At 64.8% G+C, this 19,853-nt stretch carries 19 protein-coding genes, 2 tRNA genes and 3 pseudogenes; 19 read left to right on the forward strand and 5 right to left on the reverse strand.

What is annotated here, in order from left to right:
- Positions 1-32 precede the first annotated feature (32 nt).
- The 9 genes and pseudogenes from ABEJ63_RS11690 to ABEJ63_RS11730 all read left to right on the forward strand — a co-directional run bounded on the left by ABEJ63_RS11690 (position 33) and on the right by ABEJ63_RS11730 (position 9,043).
- Positions 33-731 (forward strand): CAP domain-containing protein, encoded by a 699-nt coding sequence (locus ABEJ63_RS11690; RefSeq protein ID WP_375796553.1) that lies wholly within the window; start codon positions 33-35, stop codon positions 729-731.
- A 41-nt stretch (positions 732-772) separates the two neighbouring features.
- Entirely contained in the window at positions 773-2,383 is a 1,611-nt protein-coding gene (locus tag ABEJ63_RS11695; protein WP_375796554.1) for a type II/IV secretion system ATPase subunit, read from the forward strand.
- A 2-nt stretch (positions 2,384-2,385) separates the two neighbouring features.
- On the forward strand, positions 2,386-4,347 hold the full coding sequence (locus ABEJ63_RS11700; protein WP_375796555.1) for a type II secretion system F family protein: 1,962 nt from the start codon (positions 2,386-2,388) through the stop codon (positions 4,345-4,347).
- A 41-nt stretch (positions 4,348-4,388) separates the two neighbouring features.
- Positions 4,389-4,763, forward strand: a pseudogene (locus ABEJ63_RS11705) (aldo/keto reductase); the annotation flags it as partial.
- A 136-nt stretch (positions 4,764-4,899) separates the two neighbouring features.
- Positions 4,900-6,129 (forward strand): RNA-guided endonuclease InsQ/TnpB family protein, encoded by a 1,230-nt coding sequence (locus tag ABEJ63_RS11710; RefSeq protein ID WP_375796556.1) that lies wholly within the window; start codon positions 4,900-4,902, stop codon positions 6,127-6,129.
- Positions 6,126-6,410 (forward strand): aldo/keto reductase, encoded by a 285-nt coding sequence (locus tag ABEJ63_RS11715; protein ID WP_375796578.1) that lies wholly within the window; start codon positions 6,126-6,128, stop codon positions 6,408-6,410. Before ABEJ63_RS11710 ends, ABEJ63_RS11715 begins: the two co-directional genes overlap by 4 nt.
- A 289-nt stretch (positions 6,411-6,699) precedes the next feature.
- The gene (locus ABEJ63_RS11720; protein ID WP_375796557.1) at positions 6,700-7,440 is read left to right on the forward strand and encodes a DUF429 domain-containing protein; all 741 of its coding nucleotides are present in this window, start codon (positions 6,700-6,702) and stop codon (positions 7,438-7,440) included.
- Positions 7,441-7,585: 145 nt separating this feature from the next.
- A complete protein-coding gene (locus ABEJ63_RS11725; protein ID WP_375796558.1) occupies positions 7,586-8,836 on the forward strand; it encodes an RNA-guided endonuclease InsQ/TnpB family protein in 1,251 nt (416 codons plus the stop codon).
- 39 nt (positions 8,837-8,875) lie between these two features.
- Positions 8,876-9,043, forward strand: a complete 168-nt coding sequence (locus tag ABEJ63_RS11730; RefSeq protein ID WP_375796559.1) for a hypothetical protein — start codon at positions 8,876-8,878, stop codon at positions 9,041-9,043.
- 10 nt (positions 9,044-9,053) lie between these two features.
- On the opposite strand, the gene ABEJ63_RS11735 is transcribed toward ABEJ63_RS11730, so the two are convergent.
- Positions 9,054-9,605 carry a hypothetical protein gene (locus ABEJ63_RS11735; RefSeq protein WP_375796560.1) on the reverse strand — a complete coding sequence of 184 codons (552 nt, stop codon included), beginning with the start codon at positions 9,603-9,605 and terminating at the stop codon, positions 9,054-9,056.
- 80 nt (positions 9,606-9,685) lie between these two features.
- On the opposite strand from ABEJ63_RS11735, the gene ABEJ63_RS11740 reads away from it, so the two are divergent.
- The gene (locus ABEJ63_RS11740) at positions 9,686-10,186 is read left to right on the forward strand and encodes a hypothetical protein (RefSeq protein WP_375796561.1); all 501 of its coding nucleotides are present in this window, start codon (positions 9,686-9,688) and stop codon (positions 10,184-10,186) included.
- A 76-nt stretch (positions 10,187-10,262) separates the two neighbouring features.
- Here the strand turns inward: ABEJ63_RS11740 and ABEJ63_RS11745 are convergent.
- Both ABEJ63_RS11745 and ABEJ63_RS11750 read right to left on the reverse strand, forming a co-directional pair.
- Positions 10,263-11,012, reverse strand: a pseudogene (locus tag ABEJ63_RS11745) (RNA-guided endonuclease InsQ/TnpB family protein); the annotation flags it as partial.
- A gap of 134 nt (positions 11,013-11,146) precedes the next feature.
- Positions 11,147-11,641, reverse strand: a pseudogene (locus ABEJ63_RS11750) (RNA-guided endonuclease TnpB family protein); the annotation flags it as partial.
- Positions 11,642-12,121: 480 nt separating this feature from the next.
- Here ABEJ63_RS11750 and ABEJ63_RS11755 point away from each other — a divergent pair.
- The 9 genes from ABEJ63_RS11755 (at position 12,122) to ABEJ63_RS11795 (ending at position 19,300) form a co-directional block, all read left to right on the forward strand.
- Positions 12,122-13,072, forward strand: coding sequence for a hypothetical protein (locus tag ABEJ63_RS11755; protein ID WP_375796562.1), 951 nt, complete (start codon positions 12,122-12,124; stop codon positions 13,070-13,072).
- A gap of 110 nt (positions 13,073-13,182) precedes the next feature.
- Entirely contained in the window at positions 13,183-13,503 is a 321-nt protein-coding gene (locus ABEJ63_RS11760) for an AbrB/MazE/SpoVT family DNA-binding domain-containing protein (RefSeq protein WP_375796563.1), read from the forward strand.
- A 20-nt stretch (positions 13,504-13,523) separates the two neighbouring features.
- On the forward strand, positions 13,524-13,979 hold the full coding sequence (locus ABEJ63_RS11765) for a hypothetical protein (RefSeq protein WP_375796564.1): 456 nt from the start codon (positions 13,524-13,526) through the stop codon (positions 13,977-13,979).
- Between the two features lie 125 nt (positions 13,980-14,104).
- Entirely contained in the window at positions 14,105-14,656 is a 552-nt protein-coding gene (locus tag ABEJ63_RS11770) for a poly(R)-hydroxyalkanoic acid synthase subunit PhaE (RefSeq protein ID WP_375796565.1), read from the forward strand.
- Positions 14,653-16,110 (forward strand): alpha/beta fold hydrolase, encoded by a 1,458-nt coding sequence (locus ABEJ63_RS11775; protein ID WP_375796566.1) that lies wholly within the window; start codon positions 14,653-14,655, stop codon positions 16,108-16,110. The genes ABEJ63_RS11770 and ABEJ63_RS11775 overlap by 4 nt, the downstream gene beginning before the upstream one ends.
- Positions 16,111-16,255: 145 nt before the next feature.
- On the forward strand, positions 16,256-17,260 hold the full coding sequence (locus ABEJ63_RS11780) for a patatin-like phospholipase family protein (RefSeq protein WP_375796567.1): 1,005 nt from the start codon (positions 16,256-16,258) through the stop codon (positions 17,258-17,260).
- Between the two features lie 535 nt (positions 17,261-17,795).
- Entirely contained in the window at positions 17,796-18,032 is a 237-nt protein-coding gene (locus ABEJ63_RS11785) for a hypothetical protein (protein ID WP_375796568.1), read from the forward strand.
- A gap of 219 nt (positions 18,033-18,251) precedes the next feature.
- Positions 18,252-18,791, forward strand: a complete 540-nt coding sequence (locus ABEJ63_RS11790; protein ID WP_375796569.1) for a winged helix-turn-helix domain-containing protein — start codon at positions 18,252-18,254, stop codon at positions 18,789-18,791.
- Positions 18,791-19,300: a hypothetical protein gene (locus ABEJ63_RS11795; protein WP_375796570.1), complete on the forward strand. Its 510-nt coding sequence runs from the start codon at positions 18,791-18,793 to the stop codon at positions 19,298-19,300. Before ABEJ63_RS11790 ends, ABEJ63_RS11795 begins: the two co-directional genes overlap by 1 nt.
- 223 nt (positions 19,301-19,523) lie before the next feature.
- Here ABEJ63_RS11795 and ABEJ63_RS11800 read toward each other — a convergent pair.
- Together ABEJ63_RS11800 and ABEJ63_RS11805 are read right to left on the reverse strand one after the other, a co-directional pair.
- Positions 19,524-19,597 (reverse strand) — tRNA-Phe (locus ABEJ63_RS11800).
- Between the two features lie 148 nt (positions 19,598-19,745).
- Positions 19,746-19,817, reverse strand: a tRNA-Val gene (locus ABEJ63_RS11805).
- Between the last annotated feature and the right edge of the window lie 36 nt (positions 19,818-19,853).

Below are 19,853 nucleotides of genomic sequence, written 5' to 3' on the forward strand. Positions count from 1 at the left end.
GCGTTTTGCCTCGGCACCGCAAACGACACCCTGTGGCCGAGTGTGTCGTCTGTGGCGAGCAGGTCGCCGTCAGCAACGCCTGTCCCCACTGCGCCCAGCTCACGTGTCCGGCTCACCGCACGGCCCACGACTGCCCGGGCGTCTCGAGCGACGGGGCAACCTGGTACACCGACCCCGACGCTGGCCGGGCCGCGCCGACACCCACCGCGGGAGTGCGTGAACTCTCGGAGCCGCGGCGGCTGGCCGCAGGCGTCATCGCCGTCGTGGTGATCGCGCTCGTCGCCGCACTGGCCGTCGGCGCGACTGCCGGGTCGACCGGTATCGATGACGAACGAGTCGAGCGGCTCGTTGTCACGGAGGTGAACGACGCCCGGACGGCGCGTGGCCTGGCGCCGCTGGCGGCAAACACCACCCTCGCGGGCGTCGCGGACGCGCACAGTGCCGACATGGCCGCCCGCGGCTACGTGAACCACACCGCCCCTGACGGCACCACCGTCGCCGAGCGACTGGCACAGGCCGGGCTCACGTGTCCCGGCGGCGAGAACATCTACTACACGCCGAACGGGCGCCTGCTGGTCACCGAGCGCGGCCTCGCCGAGCGGGTCGTCGCCGAGTGGCTCCGCTCGCCAGGCCACCGTCGGGCCCTGCTCGACACCGGATACACACGGCAGGGCATCGGAGTCGTCGTCGGCGGGGACGGCGGCATCTACGTCACGCAGAACCTCTGTTGAGGCCGCCTCGTTTTTTCTCCGAAGCGGCCGTCAGCCTGACCATGGAGGGTGCTCGAGACGTCGAGCACACGACAGCCGACATCGAGCAGGCAGTGCTTGCGGACCTCCGCGCGGCCGACGCACTCGACGATGTCGACCAGCCGGCCCGCCAGGCGTTCTTTCGGTTCGACCATCTGGCAGATGTCGATGTCGAGCGGTGGTACTGGCTGCGGGCGCCGTTCGCGTGGACAGCGGTGTGTCGTGACCCGGAGACGGGCGAGCAGTTGTATCTGTTCACCGAGCCGGCGCTCAACGAGTTCGAGCGGTTCGCACGCCGCGATCTCACCGTCGTCGTCCGTGACGAACTGCTCGACGAGCCGGTGACCGATGACCGGCCGACCGCCTTCGAGCGCCGACTCGACGATGTGCTCGCAACCCACCATGCCGATATGTCGACCGCGTCGCTCGCGAAGCTGCGCTACTATCTCCGGCGTGACTTCCTCCGGTTCGGAAGTATCGACGCCCCGATGCACGACCCCGCCGTCGAGGATATCTCGTGTGACGGGACGGATGTGCCGCTGTTCGTCTACCACGCGGAGTACGGCCACCTGCGGACCGACCGGCAGTTCTCGGCCGACGAACTCGACTCGCTTGCTATCCGCCTTGCACAGCGGTGTGGCAGACACGTCTCCGCCTCGGAGCCACTGATGACCGACACGCTTCCCGACGGCTCGCGCGTCCAGTTGACACTTGGCAGCGATGTGGCTGTCCGCGGCTCCAACTTCACCGTCCGGAAGTTCGCAACCGAGCCGTTCACGCCGCTCCGACTCGCCCGAACAGGTACCCTCTCGCTTGCACAGCTGGCGTATCTGTGGCTCTGTGTCGCCCACAGTCGGTCGGTGCTGTTCGTCGGCCCCACGGCAGCCGGCAAGACCACGAGCATGAACGCGACGGCCCTGTTCATCCCGCCGGACCACAAGACGGTGAGTATCGAGCGGACACGCGAGGTGCAGCTCCCCCACGACAACTGGATCGCGAACGTCACCCGCGAGACCTCCCCCGCCGACGAGGGTGGGATCAGCGTCTACGAGCTGTTGAGCGAGGCGCTCCACCAGCGGCCCGACCATGTCGTCGTCGGCGAGCTCCGGACGGATCCACGAGTGGCCAATGGCTTCTTCCAGGCGATGGGGACGGGCCACGCCGGCTTCACCACGTTCCACGCGGAGTCGGCCGGCGACGCCCTCCGACGGCTCCGCCACGAGCCACTGGCCGTCGCCGAGGAACTGCTGACCGACCTCGATGTCGTCGTCCAGGCACAGGTCCGGGTCGACGGTGAGCGGGTGCGGCGCTGCCGGCAACTGTGTGAGGTCCAGGCAGGCGACGACGGGACCGCGACGCTCCGCCCCGTCTTCGAGTACGACCCGTACGACGACCGTATCGAGCAGACGGCGCCCGCACGCGTGCCGCGGGCCGTGGCCACCGATGCCGGCTGGACCGACGAGCGGCTCCGCGCGGACCTCGCCCGGCGCATCCGATTCCTCGCGGGCCTGCTCGCGGCCGACATCAAGGGATACGACGCCGTGACCGACCGGCTGTTCCGGTTCGCACGCGACCCCGACCGGGCGCTGGCGGCCGTCGAACCCGACCGGCCGCTGCCGACCGTCGAGGTGTGACGATGAGCGATCGGCACGCGCCGGGGCTGGACCCCAGCGGCCACGCCGAGCGCGACCCGCAGGGCCTGCCTGCCGAGCGCGCCCGAGCGGCCTACGGGCCGGTACGCGGGTACTTCGCCGCCAACCCCAGCCGGTTCGCCACCCTTCGACGCTGGCTTAATCAGGCCCGGGTCGGCGTCAGCTACGACCGCTATCTGACCACGACGGTGCGACTGGCCATCGGCGTCGCGCTGCTGGCAGGCGGTGTCGGCGCGCTCGCGGGCGGTGTCGCTACTGGCCGGGCCAACGGGGCGCTCGTCGGCGGCAGTGTCGGCGCGCTTGCCGGCAGTACAGGGACGACGCTGTGGCGGCTGCTCTGGCCGTGGATCGTCGCCCGCCGGCGGGCGCGTGCCATCGACGCCGGCCTTCCACATGCCGTCGTGTTCTGTTATGCGCTGACGCGAGGAGAGACACCCCTGTCGGCGGTCGTGGCCGAGCTTGGCGAGGCAGGCGACCTCTACGGCCCTGTCGCCGACGAGTTCGCGCTCGTCGCCCGCGACATGGCGCGGTTCGACATGGACCTGTTCACCGCTATCGAACACGCCCGGGCGTTGACGCCCAGCGACGAGTTCGCCGCCTTCTGTGACGAACTGGTGAGCGTACTCGAGACGGGCGGAGACGTCGGAGCGTTCGTCGCGAGTGCGGCCGACACACAGTTCGACCGCGCCGAGGAACGACAGGCCGCGCTCCTGGACGATCTTACCTTCCTCGCACAGGCACACGTCGTGGCCGTCCTCGTCGGGCCGACACTGTTGCTCGTCGTGCTCGTGGTGGCGGCGCTCGTCGGCGAGAGTACAACGGGCTCGCTGGGCCTGCTCGTTTACGCGGGTATCCCGGGTGTCGTCGGGCTGTTTGCCGTCGCTGTCGCCCGCTTCGACCGGGCGTTCCGCCCTGGCGGGCGCCCCGACGCGTCGACCGACCGGCCGGCGCTCCCCGAGCGCGGGCGTGCCCGGGCGCGCGCCAGACGGTATCGAGCGCGCGAACAGACATCGCTCGCCGAGCGCCTCCGAACGGCACCCGTCGAGACACTCCGTGACCAACCGGGACTCGCCGCCGCCGCAGGCGTCCCCCTCGCGCTCGTCGCCGTCACCGTCGCCGTGCTCGTGGGGGTCGTCCCGGCGACACCGACAGCGCTCAGCAGCCGACCGGTAGCGACGACGCTCGCGGCGCTGGCGGTACCGTTCCTGCTGATTGCGACGCCGTACGCCGTCTTCGACACACTCCGTGTCCGCCGGCAACACCAGATTCGCCGGCGACTCCCAAACGCACTGAGCGTGCTCGCAGACGCCAACGAGAATGACGTCCCGCTCGGCGAGTCGTTTCGGCTGGCTGCGGGCCGGGCCGACGACGCGCTCGGGAGGGAACTTCGGCAGCTCCACCGCGATATCCAGTGGGGAGCGACGGCTGCGAGCGCGCTCCGCCGGTTCGGCGCACGGCTGGGTGTCCCCGCGGCCGCCCGGGTCGTCCGGCTGCTCTCGGCGGCGGTCGCGTCGACAGGCCAGCTGGCCCGTGTCTTCCGGATCGTCGCCGACGACCTACGGGCGCGCAACCGGCTTGCCCGCGAGCGTCGCCGCCGGATGAGCGAGTTCATCGTCGTGGTGGCTGTCGGGGTGCTGGTGTTTCTCGGGATCATCGCCGCGTTCGACCTGTTTTTCCTCCCGGTCGTCGACGCGGTCTCCCGACGGGCCGCCGAAACCGGGGTCGAACAGCTCGGAATCGCGAGCGTCGATATCACTGTCTATCGGCGGCTCTTGTTGCACGCGGCACTGCTGCAGGCGGTCGGCAACGGCCTCCTGCTCGGCCGGCTCACCGACGGTCGGTTCCGCAGCGGCCTCCGGTATGCCGTGCCGCTGGTCGCGACCGTGGTCGTCGCGTTCGTCGCACTCACCCTGACCGGAACCCCTGAGTTCGTCCCGACGCCGTGACGACCCCCGGAGATTAACCGGGCGCGCGACGACGAGACGGTATGCAGGAGACGTTCGACATCGGCGGCGACATGACGGTAACTCGGCTGGGATTCGGTGCGATGCGACTCTGTGGCGACGATATCATCGGCGCGCCCGACGACGAGGCGACCGCGCGGGCGGTCGTCGAGAAGGCCCTCGAGCTGGGGGTCGACTTTATCGATACGGCCGACTCCTACGGCCCGGGGACGAGCGAGCGGCTCCTCCGGGAGACGGGCGCCCCCGAGGAGGCCGTCGTCGCGACGAAGGCCGGACTGTTGCGCGAGGCCGGCGGCGACTGGCTCCCGCATGGCGACCCCGACTACATCAGAAATCAGGTGCTCGTCTCGCGAGACCGGCTCGGTGTCGAGACGATCGACCTCTATCAGTTTCATAGAGATTGCGAGGCGGATACCCCGACCCTTGAGCTCGGGGAGGAAGCCGACACTCAATGAAATTTGCCACGTTCGATGGCAAGGCTGACTCCCCACGGTCAAAAATACTTTCAAGTATCTCCAATAGCATTTATGAAGTATGGAGGTCGTCCGCAACATCCAGCTAAAGCTCAACGTTCCCGAGGACGCTCACAGCGTTCTCGATGAGACGTTCGAGCAATTCCGTCAAGCGGCCCAACACGTCGCTGACGCTGGATGGGACGACGACCCCACGCAGATCGAGGTTACGAAGAACACGCTCCACGAACAAACCTACACAGCGGTTCGGGAGCAAACCAGTCTGCAAGCAAGTCTCGTCCAATCCGCCCGCAACCTCGCCGCAGACGCACTCGGCAACTGCAAAGACCGCATCCTCGACGACGGCAAGAAAGCCAGCAAACCCGAGTTTCGAGGGAGTGTCGTCGTGTACAACGGGCGCACCATCACGTACAACGACGACCACGTGACCCTCGCCACCGTGGACGACCGCGTGACCGCCGAGTTCGTCACACCCGAAGACGACGAGGGCACGCCGTTTGCGGAGTATTGGACGCCAGAGTGGGAACGCACGGAAGCCACGCTCCACAAGCGCGACGGCACGTACTACCTCCACGTCGCAGTCGAGAAAGACGTCGAACCCAATGATTCTAGCGACGAGCAGACCGAGAACGGAGTGGTTCTCGGCGTCGATTTGAACGTGGACGGATACCTCGCCGTCACCAGCACGGGAGCATTCCTTGGAAACGCAGACTACCTCAACCACCGCCGCGACGAGTATGAGCGTCGGCGCGGCAACCTCCAACAGACAGGCACTCGCTCCGCACACCTCACCATCAAAAGCATCGGGTCACGGTTCGCTCGGTGGAGTGCGGACTACCTCCACCGCGTCTCGAAGGCCATCGTTCAGGAGGCCGTGGAGAACGACTGTACGGCGATTGCGTTCGAGAACCTGACGCATATCCGCGAGCGCATCTCGAACGCCTCGAAGTTCCAGCAGTGGGCGTTCCGCGAACTCCAACGCCACGTCGAATACAAAGCCGAAGAGTACGGTATTGACGTGGACGATGTTGCCCCTGCCTACACGTCGCAGCGGTGCAGTCACGACGAGTGTGGCTTCACCCACGAGGACAACCGCGATGGTGACGAGTTCGAGTGCCTGAAGTGTGGAAAAGAACTCCACGCGGATTACAACGCCGCTCGGAATATCGGGTGGCGGCTTGTCCAGCACTGGCTCACGTCTGGTGCTGGACGGGCCACCAGTCAACTGGCCCTCAAGTCAGGGACACTGAACGCGAACGGCGATTATACGCCTTCCGAGTTGCTCGGATAGAGCGGGAGTCCACTGACAAGCCTCGGGGCTTGACCCCGAGGCAGTTGACCCCGTGGTTCCCGCTCGCGGCAGGAGATCTGGACGACGTCGACGGCATCGACGAGATCGCAGCCCGTCACGATGCCACGCCCCACCAGATTGCGTTAGCGTGGACGCTCCACCAATCCGAGGTGATGCTCCCGATTCCGGGCACCTCGAGCCGCGAACACCTAGCGGCGAACGTCGCGGCCGGCGAGATCCGGCTCAGCGACGACGAGATGGCACGCCTCGAGATCGCGTAAACGCCCACCAGAGCAGGACAGCCCACCCGGCGAGTGCGACGCGGAACACCGCTGCGAGGGCGATACTGCCCTACCTGCCGAACGCGAGTGGCATGTCGGCGGGGTGGCAGTCGACGCCGTCGGTTCGTATGAGCACGTCACGGAGTCGCCGCCGGTGGCGACGATGCCGGTAGCGGCCCACGGCGAGCAGAGGTTGCATGGAAGCTAGTGACACAACCCCACCGCATATCACTCTGCGTCGGACACACGTCCGACTCGGATTTTTATTTGGGCGGCGCAGAGAGCAGGTATGGAGCCGCTGTACGTGGGCGCCCACTGGAGTCCGGCGGGGTGGGTCGCCGTCGCGTTCGACGACGGGACCGCGAGCGTCCATGACGAAATCGGCGAGCTGTGGGCCGCGGTCGGCGAGCGGGCCGTACAACTACTCGTCGACGTTCCAATCGGGCTCGTCGAGGAGGGCGACCCGGAGCGGCCGCCCGACCGGCTGGCCCGCGACCTGCTCGGCGACCAGGCGGAGACGATAGTGACACAGCCGGTCCGGGAGGCGACCCGGAAGCGGCGGTACCCCGCTGCACAGCGTGTGATGGCCCGCAAGACCGATACCGACCTCTCGGAGCCGGCGTTCGCGGCAAGCGAGCCGATTGCAGCCGTCGACGAACTGCTCGCGGAGGTGCCCGAGGCCCGCGAGACGATTGGCGCAGCCCATCCCGAACTGTGCTTCCGGGCGTTCGCCGGCGAGCCGCTCGATCATCCACGTGAAACCGCGGGCGGCTACGCCGAGCGGCTACGCGTGCTTGCGGAGTTCGACCACGACGCGCCGCCGACGGTCCAGTCGGCCGCGGAGGCCGTCGCCGGCGCACCCGTCCGCATCGAAGATGTCCTCGATGCGGCCGCGCTCGCGTACACCGCCCGCCCCGGTCCGGGTGAACTCCGCACACTCCCTGCGGAGCCGACGACCGACCCAACAGGCCTACCGATGCGGCTGTTCTACCGGAGTGAGACACCGCTGGAGTCGGCCACCCACCGCTGAGGGAGTGGACCGCCGCGGTGATACCGCTATGGTGAGATTTACAGGCGGTACGAGGCGAATGCCACGGGGCTTGCCCCCGTGGATGAAGCCGACACTCAGTGGTACAAACCATTAACAACAGCACACCGATAATCACGGTACAGCGATGTGGTACGACTACCGCTTCCGCGCTTATCCTGACCGGACAGGTGTGACTGCGGAAGCGGAGCGCCACATCGACATTCACCGTCAAGCCTACAACCACACCCGCTACGAATACAACGCCCTCGACACCGACGAGGACAATATCGGTTCGGCGTACCAGCACCAGAAACGCCTCACCGAGTGGAAAACGGAGTGGCCTATGTTCTCGGAAGTCCACTCGAAGGCGTTGCAGAAGACCGTCGACCGCTTCTACGACAACCTCTCGAACCTTTCCGAGAAGAAGCAGAACGGGCACAACGTCGGGTGGCTCAAGTGGAAGTCACCGCGAGAGTACCAGAGTATGACGTACTCGCAGTCCGGCTTCGAACTCAAAAACACGAGTGGTCGGACTGCCACGCTTTGGCTCTCCAAAATCGGTGACATCCCCATCCGCTACCACCGCGAAATCCCCGACAACGCCACCATCAAAGAAGTCACCCTAAAAAAGGAGACGACGGGTGAATGGTACGTCACGTTCGGCCTCGAAGTCGAACACACCGCACTCCCCGAGAAACCCGACGTAGACGACTTGGATGCGGAGGATTGCGTTGGCATCGACCTCGGCATCACCAACTACATCTACACGTCAGACGGTGACAGCGTGGACTGGCTCGACCTCACCGACGAATACGACCGCCTGCGTCGGGAACAACGCAATCTCTCCCGCAAGGAACACGGGAGCAACAACTGGGAGAAACAACGTCGTGAGGTGGCCACGGTCAAGCGTCGAATTAAGCGGAAAGTCGAAGATTTCCAGCACAAGCTCTCCACGTGGCTCGTCACGACGTACGACGCCGTGTTCGTGGAGGATTTGAACGTCTCGGGAATGCTTCAACAGCACGGGAATGCACGGAACAAGCAGGATGCCGCGTGGCGCGGATTCATCGAGATGCTGGAGTACAAGGGTGACCTGTACGGCACGCACGTCGTCCAAGTGAACCCTGCGGGGACGACCAAGGAGTGCGCCAAGTGTGGTGTGGAAACGGAGACGCCGTTGTGGGTGCGGGAACATAGTTGCCCGAGTTGCGGGTTTGAAGCGGACAGGGATGCGAATGCGTCGTACAACGTTCTTGCTCGTGGCCTTCAGGAGTTAGGTCTGGGACAGGCCGAAGTCACGCCCGTGGAGACTGCGACCGCTGTGGAAACCGATGGAGGTCAGTCTTCGTCGGTTCCTGCACGTCGCGTCGTCGAAACGGGAAGCCTCGTGGCGTGACCCCGAGGCGGTTCACCGCTGTGGTCGCGTAGTGCCCGTATGCCACTCCCGGAGGAACCGCTCGACTGCGACTGTGGTCGGTCGGTCGAGCCGGCAGCCGCCCGCCGGGCGGAGACATACGGCGACCTCGACCCGACGCGGTGGCAGACGCTCTGCTGTCCGACCTGTGGACGACGGCTGAAGACAGTGTTCGTCGCCGACGAGTAGCCGCCGCGAGTTAGGCGACGTCGCGGCGTTCCGTGAACGTGATCGTGGTGTCGTCGGACTCGACCGTCGTGACGATCGTGATCCAGCCATCGTTGTTCTGCACCTTGTTGGCCTCCGTCAGGCTCAATTCAACCCGGTTCGTGGAGGTGTACGAATCGTTCGCCGCCAGCGCGCCCACGTCCTCCGTGCCACTCCACACGCGATCGTCGGAGTCGGTGGTGTTCCCGGCGTAGATTTGCGTGTACACCGTCACCCCCGATGCGGCGGTGGACTGCTGGTTGGACAGCGTCGCGGTCACGTCACGACAGGTCTGGCCGCACTTCTCGATACTGTCGATGGTGAAATCGAAGGGTGGCGGCGCCTGCGTCGCGGTGGTGTCGCTTCCGCCACCGTCGCTCCCGCCGCCGTCACCGTCGTAGACGGTCCCCGTCGAGACAGGCGTGGGCGCGGGCGTCCCGCTATCGCCGCCGGGCGCGGGCCCAAAGCCGGTCGCGAGCGCGCCGGCACCGACCGGCGCCACGAGCACCACGACCGCAAGCCCGCCGATGAGTTTGCCGTTCACAGCCGTGGGTTCGCCAGCCCCCGGAGAGTAGCTTCTGGCCGACCGCAAGCGGCTTGTCTCCGGGTCGCAAGCGAGCGGACGTGCTCCGCAGGCTCCGGGCGACGGCGCCGGTCGGGCTGGTCCCGCTGGCATGGGTGTTCGCGACGGCCGCCCACGTCGGCGCTATAAGCGACCGGACCGTCCTCATCGGCCACCTCGTGATGACGGCGCTGCTGGCCGCCTTCGCCGTGCTGTCGGCCGACGAGATGCGACGCCACCCCGTGTTGCGCGCGTGGCTCGGGGTCATCGTCGCCGGCGTTGGCGTCACGCTGGCGGGCGCGTACGGCGTCGCCACCGGCGAGACGGGTGCCGCGCGGTTCGCGGTCGCCGGCTGGATGCTCCTCCCGACGATGGCACTCGCGTACACCGGGAGCATGCTCCCACGCGAGGAACGCGCACGGCTCTACCTCGTCGCAGCAGTGGCCTCGGGCGCCGGGGCGGCGCTGCTACTGGGTGGCGTCGGGCCCGTGAGCCTCGCGCTGGGACTGACCGGCGCCGGCCAGACGCTCGGCATCGCCACCGCCGTCGCCGTATACGAGTAAACTACCCCACCCTACTCCCTCGGCGCAGACGCACCTCGGTCTTTGAGGGTGGGGCTTTGATGTGGACTCCCGGCAATTAGTCACCAGCAATAGACCGGTGACTCTCGCCGTTCAACGTCCCACCATTCACACGCAGGTCTACTTCTGCGTCTCCGCTCCCCGACGTGGGCGAGGACCGGAGTCTGTGTGTTCGCTTCCGGGCATACCGTAACCCGATATTCTTCGCACCGTTGTAATCCGCGTTCACCTCGTACCCGCACTTCTGGCAACAGAAGTGTTCTCCGTGGCGGTTATCCTCCTGCGTGAACCCACAGTCCGTCCGAGAGCAGCGTTGAGACGTGTGGTTCGGCTCAACTTGCTCCACGGAGACGCCCTGTTCAGGTGCTTTGTAGGAGACGTATTCAAACAGGCGTCGGAACGCCCAAACGTGATGCCACTTTGCTTCGGGAAGCCGTTCTCGGATGTCGGTCAAGTCCGCGAACACGATTACGTCGCAGTCGTGTTCGACGGCTTCCGCGACGAGTTCGTTAGCGACCGTGTGGAGGTACTGTTTGCGCCACGCGTCTTCGCGCTTCCCGAGGCGAAGCAGGGCGTTGTGCGCGGCTTGTGTGCCGCGCTGTTGCATCTCCCCACGCCGCTTCTCAAACTCACGGCACCAGTGGTCATAGTCGTCTCCCTGCCAGAACGTACCGGTCGAGGAGACTGCCAACGAGTTGACGCCGAGGTCGATACCGAGGACCGTTTGGTCGGGGTGCCCGGCATCTGCCGAACCCTCTTCGTCACCGTCTATCCGTCGCATCGAGAGTTGGATGTAGAACTCGTCTGCTCTGTTGAATAGCGATCTCTGAGCCGTAAGAGATACTGATTTTGAGAGCATGAGCCACAACCGCTCATACACCGACCCAATTGCTGTACGCCTACCCAAGCACCGCTATTCAACAGAGCAAACTCGTCGGCCACCGCGTCGTATCGAACCGTACTTTCGCGGAACTCGTAGTCCTCGGAGAGAACGTACCGTTCATAGGGCGTCGGGCTGTCAGCCGGGAGAACGAATGATAGTTCGACCCGCCCCTCGACGGTTGCCAGCGACACCTTGTTGCGATAGAAGGTCGCGCTCCGCGTGTCGTAGTCCATCGTTTCGGCGGTGAACGTCGGGCAGGAGACGCGCTGGCTGTTCTTCCATCGTTCGACACACGATTTGACGGCTTCGACGGCGCGTTTGATGGCGGCTTGGACGAGTTGTGCCTGTAGGTCTGTCTCCTCTCGAAGTTCGGAGTAGAGCGCGTCACGAACCTGTCGCTTGTTGGTGTTGCACTCGGTGTAAGAGGTGTCCGACTAACAGTAGTCGGCGGTTCGGTTCGCGCAGTACAGGTATTGCTCGGCAGTTCGGTGGAGTGCGTCGCGTTGCTTGTCGGAAGGGTCGAGTTTCACGACGGCGGTTCGACGCACGTCCATGACTTCAGAGAGTATTTGACGGTGGTTATACGTTTGGAGACCAGTCAGTCGCAGTATGCCGGTTGTGTCGTACCATGTCGGGTTCCTCTCCGGCCTACTCACTCCCTTCGCTACGCTTCGATCGCTGCTTGAGGCCGGAGGCTCCACCTCGAAAACGCTGATACGCGGCGGCCACCACCGGATTGGTCGGAGGCCAGCCACGCAGCCACGTTGCACACATCCGCCACAGTACACCACGCGTGGCGACGCCACGGGTGCCGGCTCGTGCGCTGCGTGCCGGGCCTGATCTGTCGAGGCGACAGAGTGCTGACGGCCAGTGTTCGGGATGTTTGACATCCTCCCACCCCTGAAGCGGTGGGCTTCCGCTTGCCACGTGTCACCGTGGGCCGTATTGCCGTGGAACAACGGCTCATACCCCGAAATTTGGCCGAATCGGTTCGCCGTGGCGACCACACCTGCCCCCCTCGTATGGACAGATGCATGTCACTGACGAGACGTGCCCTGCTGTCTCGGGTCGGTACCGCTGCCGTCGGCATCGGCGGACTGTCGGCGACGACCGACACGGTCGCCGCCGGCCATGGCCACGGCTACAAACACGTCCCTACAGATACCGGCACGACGCTGTTCGACGTCGTCGGCACCCGGGAGGGCCCGTTCGCCGTCGGCCTCGAGGGGACGATGCTCCGGCGCGGCTACGAGCAGTACCACTCGGTAACCGATGGATTCCCCTTCGACGGCAACACCCACCTGTACGGCATCGACGTCACCGACGACGGCCGGCGGGTCTGGGTTGCCGGTGACGATGGCACCCTCGCAGAGTACGACGTCGTCACGGGCGAGTTCTTCTGTCACGAGATCGTCGACGACGACCGAGCCTTTGTCGATGTCGGCGCGACGGGCACCGCCGGCGAGGGAACGGTCTACGTCGTGGACGGCCGTGGCCACGTCTTCTACACGTTCGATTACGGCGGGAGTTGGAAGACGACGATGCTCGGACACGGTGTGCCGCCGGTGGCGCTCGACCGGTTCGGGATGCGCGGCGGGCTCGTACTCGATATCGACGGCTGTGTCTACCGGACGGTCGACGGGAAAAAATGGGAGCAGTTCACCATCGAGGAACTCGATCGGTACGTGTTCGATATCGCGGGCGGCCGCTACCGTGGCGGTGTCGTCGGCGAGGACGGACTGGTCATCTGTCGCGACCGGGAGGGCATCGACTGGCACGTCCTCGGCGACACGGACCTGCTCGGCGTCGACTACCGCCAGACCGACTGGTTCGGCGCCGTCGTCGGCTTCGAGGGGACCCTCTTCGAGTTCGACGAGGAATGGGAACGGTTCGACCTGGCGACGGACCTGCCGCTGTTCGGCATCTACGTCGGTGAGTACCTCGTGGCCGTCGGCGACGACGGCACCGTCTTCGAGAAGTGGTAGCCGCCGGCGCTCACGCCAACGCCCGCGGTTACCCCACGTTGAACCATTCGATGGTAGCAGATGGAATCTGAGGGGAACGCTTATCCGGCGGCGCCGCCTATCAATGTGTGATGACGTCGGACAACCCCGGGTTGGCGTGGACGAACCTGTTCAATCCGGAGCAGGTCGCGGACGCAGGCGAGGACATGGTCGAACAACAGCGAGAACTGTTCCGGCAGATGCTGTCCATGTCGAACGCCGGCATGAACGGCAGCGGGAACGGGCTCGGCCTCGGTGCGCTGTGCACGAATACGGGCACGTTCAAGACCCGCGTCCAGAGCGGTGGCCGTATCTCGATTCCGGACGCCGAGCGAGAAGCACTCGATATCGAGGAGGGCGACATCGTCCAGACCATCGTGGTCCCCGTGAGCCGCGACCGCGCCGACGACTGAGAAAACAGAGACACACACCAATGGCAGACACACAGATTTCCAGCGTATTCGAGATGCAGCGTGGCATGATCCAGCAGAACCAGAAGGCGCTCAAACAGTTCGTCGACGCCGGGCGCACGGCCTCGCAGGCCGTCGTGGACAGCCTCGAGACCGCCCGTGATGTCCAGCACCAGAACGTCGAGCTCACCCGCGAGGCTGTGACCGCCTACTTCGACGCGCTCGAACAGGTGGCCCCTGACGCTGACTTCGCGCCCGTCCGCGAGCAGGTCGAGGGGAACTTCGACCAGCTCGTCGAGACCCAGGAGGACACTTGGGACGGTATGCTGGCGGCCGTCGAGGAGAGCCAGGAGTCCGTCGAAGAGTACGGCGAGACGTACGGCGACCTCGTCGAGTCCTCGTTCGACAGCTTCCTGGAGGCCCACGAGGCCGTCAAGGAGGACCTCGAGGACGCCGAGCCCATCGAGTTCGACGCGTAACCCGTCCTGTCACGTCAGTTCGCGTGACATTTTCCCACGCCTGAAGACGGCGGGATGCGCTTGCATTCGCTATCAGTCAGCTGGGTAGCGATAGTAATACAACGGTGGGTTTGATACCACCTCTCATGGGAGACCAGGGCTACTCCGGAACGCCATACCAGTGGACGGAGCTGTTCTCGGGGATGAACGATCAGTTTGCCTCCGCGATGGAGGCCAACGTACAGGCACAGAACGCCTTCCTCGAATCGTGGGCCGATGCTCTCGGCGCGGTCGGCGACGGCAGCAACCTCGATGACGGACTAGAGGGGTATTCGGGCGCGTACGATGTCTGGATGGAGGCCGCCGAGGAGGCGATGGAACGGGCCACCAACGCCGCCGATAGCGACGACCTCTCGCCCAACGAGTTCCGCGATCTCTGGCTCGGAGCCGCCAACGAGGCGTTCAAAGAGGTGATGTCGACGGACGCGTTCGCGGCCGCGGCCGGCCAGCGCATCGACGACGCCGTCGAACTCCGGCAGGCCACCGATGAGGTGGCCCAAGGGACGCTCCATGATCTCGGGTTCGCGACCGAAGGTGATGTCCGCGAGGTCGGCGAGCGGCTCGTGGAGCTCGAGCGACGTCAACACGAGGTGGAACAGAAGCTCGACCGCGTGCTTGCCCACCTGGAGGACGAATGAGTGATCGGAATCCGGACCCACTGGCGCTACAGGGACAGGCGATCGAGCAGCTGAGCGAGGCCGCCGAGACGATGGGGTCGCTGCCGGACGCTAACCAGGAGATGGCCGATGTGGAGGTCGGCCAGACGCCCAGCGAGGTGGTCTACGAGGAGAACAAACTGGAGCTGCTCCACTACGAATCGCAGACCGACGAGCAGTACGACGTCCCCATCCTGATGGTGTACGCGCTCATCAACCGCCCGTACATTCTGGACCTCCAGCCGGACCGGTCTGTCGTCCGCACATTCCTCGAGGAGGGGTTCGATGTCTATCTCATCGACTGGAACGAACCGTCGCTGCTGGACGCCTCACTGGGCTTCCAAGACTACGTCGACCGCTATATCGACAACTGTGTCGACGTGGTCCGGGAGCGCTCCGGCGTCGACGCGATCAACCTCTTCGGCTACTGTATGGGCGCGACGATGAGCGTCGCCTACAGCGCACTGTACCCCGAGAAGGTGCGGAACCTCGGGCTGATGGCCGCCGCCCTGTGTTTCACGGAGGAAGGCGGTATCTTCGGCCAGTGGATCGAGGAGGGCGATCTCGACTTCGCAAAGATGCGTGATGTCTTCGGGACCGTCCCGGCGGAGCTGCTGGATCTGAGTTTCGAGCTGAGCGAGCCCGTCGAGAATCTCGTCAGCAAGTACTTCCGCTTCTTCGACAACGTCGAGGACGAGGAGTTCGTCCGCAACTTCGCGCGCATGGAGCGGTGGATCGACGAGAGTATCGACGTCGCCGGCCAGATGGTCGTGGAGTTTGTCGAGGCCACCTATCAAGAAGGAACGCTGTACGACAACGAGTTCTACGTCGGCGACAAACACGCGGATATCCAGAACCTCGAGATGCCAATCGCCCAGGTGGTCGCCAACTACGACCACATCGTCCCGCCGGCCGCCTCGACGACGTTCAACGAGGCCGTCCCGAGCGACGATATCACCGTCTTCGACGCCGATACCGGCCACATCGGGCTGTCCGTCTCCTCCCGCTCGCATGCCGAGCTGTGGCCGGACGTCTGCGACTGGTATGCCGAGCGCTCACAGCTCGACGCCGACGGCGAGCCGGTCGATGCGGATGGTGAGCCTGTCGATGTGGCCGGCGATGCGACCACCGAGGCGGCGTCGGCTAACACGGCGACCGAGACCGAAGAGACTGAGACGGCCGCCGACGCGACGAGTGACACAGAGCCGAGCGGCGAGAACGACGGGACCGACGCGAGCGATGCGAGCGAAGACACGGGGCCCGCCCTCACCGACATCAATGGCATCGGGCCGGCCTACGCCGAGCGGCTGCGCGAGGCCGGCGTCACCTCCGTGGACGCCCTCGCGGACGCGGAGGTGGTGGCGCTGGCCGACGCGGCGGACGTGCCCGTGGGCCGGCTCGAGGGCTGGATCACACAGGCTCGGGACATGGTGTGACCGTGCGGACAGGTCACCCCCACCGCATCGTTTACCAACCTCCCGGTCCCTCCGTGGTGAGTATGGGCACTGACGCCGCTGTCCGTGCCGGGCGAGCGCGGCCGGCGTGGACAGCGCGACCGGGACACGACGGGGGGACGGGCGAATGAGAGAGGAGCGGCCAACCCGGGTCGCCATCGCCTGCCAGGGTGGCGGAAGTCACACGGCCTTCACCGCGGGCGTGCTCCGGGGCTTACTCGCCGAGTGGGACGACGATGACCACGAACTGGTCGGCATCAGCGGCACCTCCGGGGGCGCGTTCAGCGCGCTCATGACCTGGTACGGCCACGTCTCCGACGAGCACGACGCTCGCGAGCTGCTCGACTCCTTCTGGGATGACCTCTCGGCGAACGGCATCACCGACCATCTCGCCAACAACTGGATGGTGGGGATGAAGTGGATGGAGAACACCGCCTTCCCGCTGCCGAAGCTGAGCCCCTACCAGAACCCCGGCTCGAAACTGGGGAAAAAACGCATCCGCCGCATCCTCGAGCGACACGTCGACTTCGATGAGATTCCGGCCTTGAGCAGCCACGAGACGCCCGAACTGGTCATCGGCGCGGTCAACATCAACAAGGGCGTCTTCGAGACGTTCACCAACGAGGACGTGACCGCGAAGGCGATTCTCGCATCCGCGGCGCTCCCCGAGATGTTCGAGGCCGTCGAGATCAACGGCGACTACTACTGGGACGGTGTCTTCTCGCATAACCCGCCCATCGACGGGCTGATGAACGTCCCTGTGGACAAGAAGCCCGAGGAGCTGTGGGTCATCCAAATCAACCCACAGGAGCGAGAGGCCAATCCCACTTCGCTAGGTGAGATTCTCGACCGCCGCAACGAGCTGTTCGGCAACATCTCGCTGAATCAGGAGCTGCGCAGCATCAGACGCGTCAACGAGTGGATCGAACGGGGCGACCTCTCGACGCGGAACTTCACCCATACCACCATCCGGAAGATTCCGCTCGAAGAGTCGTACCACGCGGCCACCAAGTTCGACCGCAGCAAACCGTTCATCCGCGATCTGTTGGAGTTGGGCGAACAGCAGGCGATCGACTTCTACGAGGACGTCGAGCCGAAACACCCGCCGCTCCGGGCTGACGGCGGCCCGTAGCCGCCCCGATTATCGACGTCGCGTCGCTCGAGTGCAGAGCGTCTCCGAGAGCGGCGCCGCTCCCGAGCGCGGTCGAACGGCAGAGTATTGATTTTTTCGTGGTCACTCTCGCTCGTCGTAATCGAACGCAATAATATGCGGAGAAACGGAATTATTGCGCTCGGGCGACGACCATCACGTATGTCAACGACAGTATGACAGACGACCGGGATACGCCAGCGAGCACTCCTGACACTGGCGGTCTCCAACACACTCACGCTCGTTCTCCCCTTCGTAGAGAACGTGTCCGCGCCGATAGAGGTGCGAATCCGGGGCGGAATCGTCATCGCGTCGTACGCGAGCGACGCGGCGAGTTGGCGAGCCATCCCGCCGTTCGATCCGTCGAAGGGGGCCCGCCGGACGAGTACCGGAGAATACACGCTGCGCTCGACCCGTCGTGGTTCAATCGCGGGACAGAGATGGCATCACTCCAGATAACGTGGATTCCGGATCCAACACCTGGCCCCGAGGTGTCCGCCGTGCGAACGACACCTGGATGCGAACGCCGATTCGCGCGGACTACACTGTCCACTACAGCGAACCGGACGGGCTCGACTGCGGATTCCACTGCGAACCAAATCCACACGTGGACGGGTTACTCCACTACCAGCAACGCGAGACCCCAAACAGCACGTACACGTACGAACCAGTCTCGTTCGGCGCACACTCAGCAACCGGACTGCTGTGGGAGGTGATGGACGCGCTCGGCGGTCGGCTTGACACCCGTGAGTGAGATAGACAGAGCGTCGGTCACCGAATTACCACGACTCGAGACGTGGAGAACCGGCTCGCGCCGGCTGGGCGCACGTTGCGCTCGCAGGTATCTGAGCTCTGAGGAGAATGCCGTCTCCCAGCATCTGCCCCCCCTTCCACCGAAAGGACGAACCACGCACCGTCTGAATATTTGAATTGAGATAAATTATTTGAGCCAGGCAGTCCAAGACTTAGTCGAATGGCTGAATCGAACCCGGAGTCGTGGACGGAGACAATGAGCGGGCGCGAGCGCATCCGGCACGTCGTGGAGTTGCTGGACGAACCAACGCCAGTGCAAGAGATTGCGGACCGAGCCGAAGTTTCCCGCGCAACGGCCGACGATGAACTTCAGCGACTGCAGAGTGACGACTGGGTCACGGAAACGACCGTCAACGGGACGAAAGCCTACGATCTGAACCCCGTTCGGATGCTCTTCGACGAGGTGACTGACCTGATTGAGGCTTACTCGCGTGACGAACTGGAGAGCCAGCTCACGGAGTTGACGGAGGAACAAGAAGAATTAGTTGCCGAGTACGAGGTCAGTTCGCTAGATGAGTTCCGGGAACGACTTGCGGGTGAGGAGTTCTCGGCTGAAGAGCTTCGCGAGCGTCGGAACGTGATCGCTACATGGGAGGCGATCAACACGGAACTCGGGCTCGTGAAGCACGCCCTCCAACTGTATGATGACGTCGTGGAACTCTCGTCGCCGCGAACTGACTCTTCCTCGACATTCGCCTGATGGTTGTTTTCCTCGCTAATCGGGCGAACTTGCAGAACAAGCGGCTCCACGACCGTATCCAGAACCGACTCAGCGGTGAGTTCGAGACCGCTCGCCGACGACGTGCTGAGCCGCGTGAAGGCGGCCCATACCGGGTCGTCGCTGAGGTAGACCCACGCCAGTTCCGTGGTGACGACGAGTACCCGGTGACGGCCGCGCGGGTCGAGATCGGCTTTCAACTGCAGACTGGTGAGGCCCACGAGTACTACTGGTTCAATTGGATCGAGCCAGACCGAAGTCTGCTGGTTGGCTGGCACCAGGATGACACGCACGACGCCCTCGGACCAGTTCATTTGCAGGTGAACGATGGCGCGACGCCCGTCGCGCACGAACCCGCGGAGTTCATCGACTCATATCCGCTGGATGTCGTCGAGCGCAGACTCGATTCGCTTCGAGATGCGGTTCTTGCTGTCGAGTGGGGGCAGGGACGTCCCGTTGGATTCGATTCCGCTGCCATGGAAAGTGAGTAGGTTCGCATTCGTGAGTTCTGAGCGGCACGAGAAGTCAGGTGGTCACTCATGGACCTGAGTCGGTACACAGGGACGTACGTGAGCGTGTTCGAGATCCTCTGTGCAGTCACAACTGAGTGGATTCGGAGTGCGAACGCAGTCGCAGCTCACTGTCGGTAAACGTTCCAAGAAACGCCGGAAAATCGCCCGCGCAGCACCGCAGGCATTTGAACTCCGAGTCTAATGCCGCCTCCCCGATTTGAACGGGGGACAGCTCGATCTTCAGTCGAGTGCTCTCCCAGTCTGAGCTAAGGCGGCCCACTCGGGTGGAATCGGGCGGTGTGAAAAAGCGTTACTATCCCGGGCGCCGCGCCACCGGGCCGCCAGCCACCACCCGACACCACGTGTCGCGGATGGACACAGCTGTGGTTGCTGGCCGGGCACGGGCGCCGTGTAGAATCGAGAGTGGGTCCGGGCGGACTCGAACCACCGACCTCTTCCTTGTAAGGGAAGCGTCATACCACTAGACCACGGACCCGCGTGCGGAGAGAGTCGGTCCCAGAGGATAGCCCTT

Source organism: Halosegnis sp. (assembly GCF_042216475.1).
Taxonomy (GTDB): Archaea; Halobacteriota; Halobacteria; order Halobacteriales; family Haloarculaceae; genus Halosegnis.

What these genes read in the sequence shown, in the direction of transcription:
- ABEJ63_RS11695 (WP_375796554.1), top strand. Translation starts at nt 773, where the DNA reads ATGGAGGGTGCTCGAGACGTCGAGCACACGACAGCCGACATCGAGCAG.
- ABEJ63_RS11700 (WP_375796555.1), top strand. Translation starts at nt 2,386, where the DNA reads ATGAGCGATCGGCACGCGCCGGGGCTGGACCCCAGCGGCCACGCCGAG.
- ABEJ63_RS11710 (WP_375796556.1), top strand. Translation starts at nt 4,900, where the DNA reads ATGGAGGTCGTCCGCAACATCCAGCTAAAGCTCAACGTTCCCGAGGAC.
- ABEJ63_RS11720 (WP_375796557.1), top strand. Translation starts at nt 6,700, where the DNA reads ATGGAGCCGCTGTACGTGGGCGCCCACTGGAGTCCGGCGGGGTGGGTC.
- ABEJ63_RS11725 (WP_375796558.1), top strand. Translation starts at nt 7,586, where the DNA reads ATGTGGTACGACTACCGCTTCCGCGCTTATCCTGACCGGACAGGTGTG.
- ABEJ63_RS11730 (WP_375796559.1), top strand. Translation starts at nt 8,876, where the DNA reads ATGCCACTCCCGGAGGAACCGCTCGACTGCGACTGTGGTCGGTCGGTC.
- ABEJ63_RS11755 (WP_375796562.1), top strand. Translation starts at nt 12,122, where the DNA reads ATGTCACTGACGAGACGTGCCCTGCTGTCTCGGGTCGGTACCGCTGCC.
- ABEJ63_RS11760 (WP_375796563.1), top strand. Translation starts at nt 13,183, where the DNA reads ATGACGTCGGACAACCCCGGGTTGGCGTGGACGAACCTGTTCAATCCG.
- ABEJ63_RS11765 (WP_375796564.1), top strand. Translation starts at nt 13,524, where the DNA reads ATGGCAGACACACAGATTTCCAGCGTATTCGAGATGCAGCGTGGCATG.
- ABEJ63_RS11770 (WP_375796565.1), top strand. Translation starts at nt 14,105, where the DNA reads ATGGGAGACCAGGGCTACTCCGGAACGCCATACCAGTGGACGGAGCTG.
- ABEJ63_RS11775 (WP_375796566.1), top strand. Translation starts at nt 14,653, where the DNA reads ATGAGTGATCGGAATCCGGACCCACTGGCGCTACAGGGACAGGCGATC.
- ABEJ63_RS11780 (WP_375796567.1), top strand. Translation starts at nt 16,256, where the DNA reads ATGAGAGAGGAGCGGCCAACCCGGGTCGCCATCGCCTGCCAGGGTGGC.
- ABEJ63_RS11785 (WP_375796568.1), top strand. Translation starts at nt 17,796, where the DNA reads ATGCGAACGCCGATTCGCGCGGACTACACTGTCCACTACAGCGAACCG.
- ABEJ63_RS11790 (WP_375796569.1), top strand. Translation starts at nt 18,252, where the DNA reads ATGGCTGAATCGAACCCGGAGTCGTGGACGGAGACAATGAGCGGGCGC.
- ABEJ63_RS11795 (WP_375796570.1), top strand. Translation starts at nt 18,791, where the DNA reads ATGGTTGTTTTCCTCGCTAATCGGGCGAACTTGCAGAACAAGCGGCTC.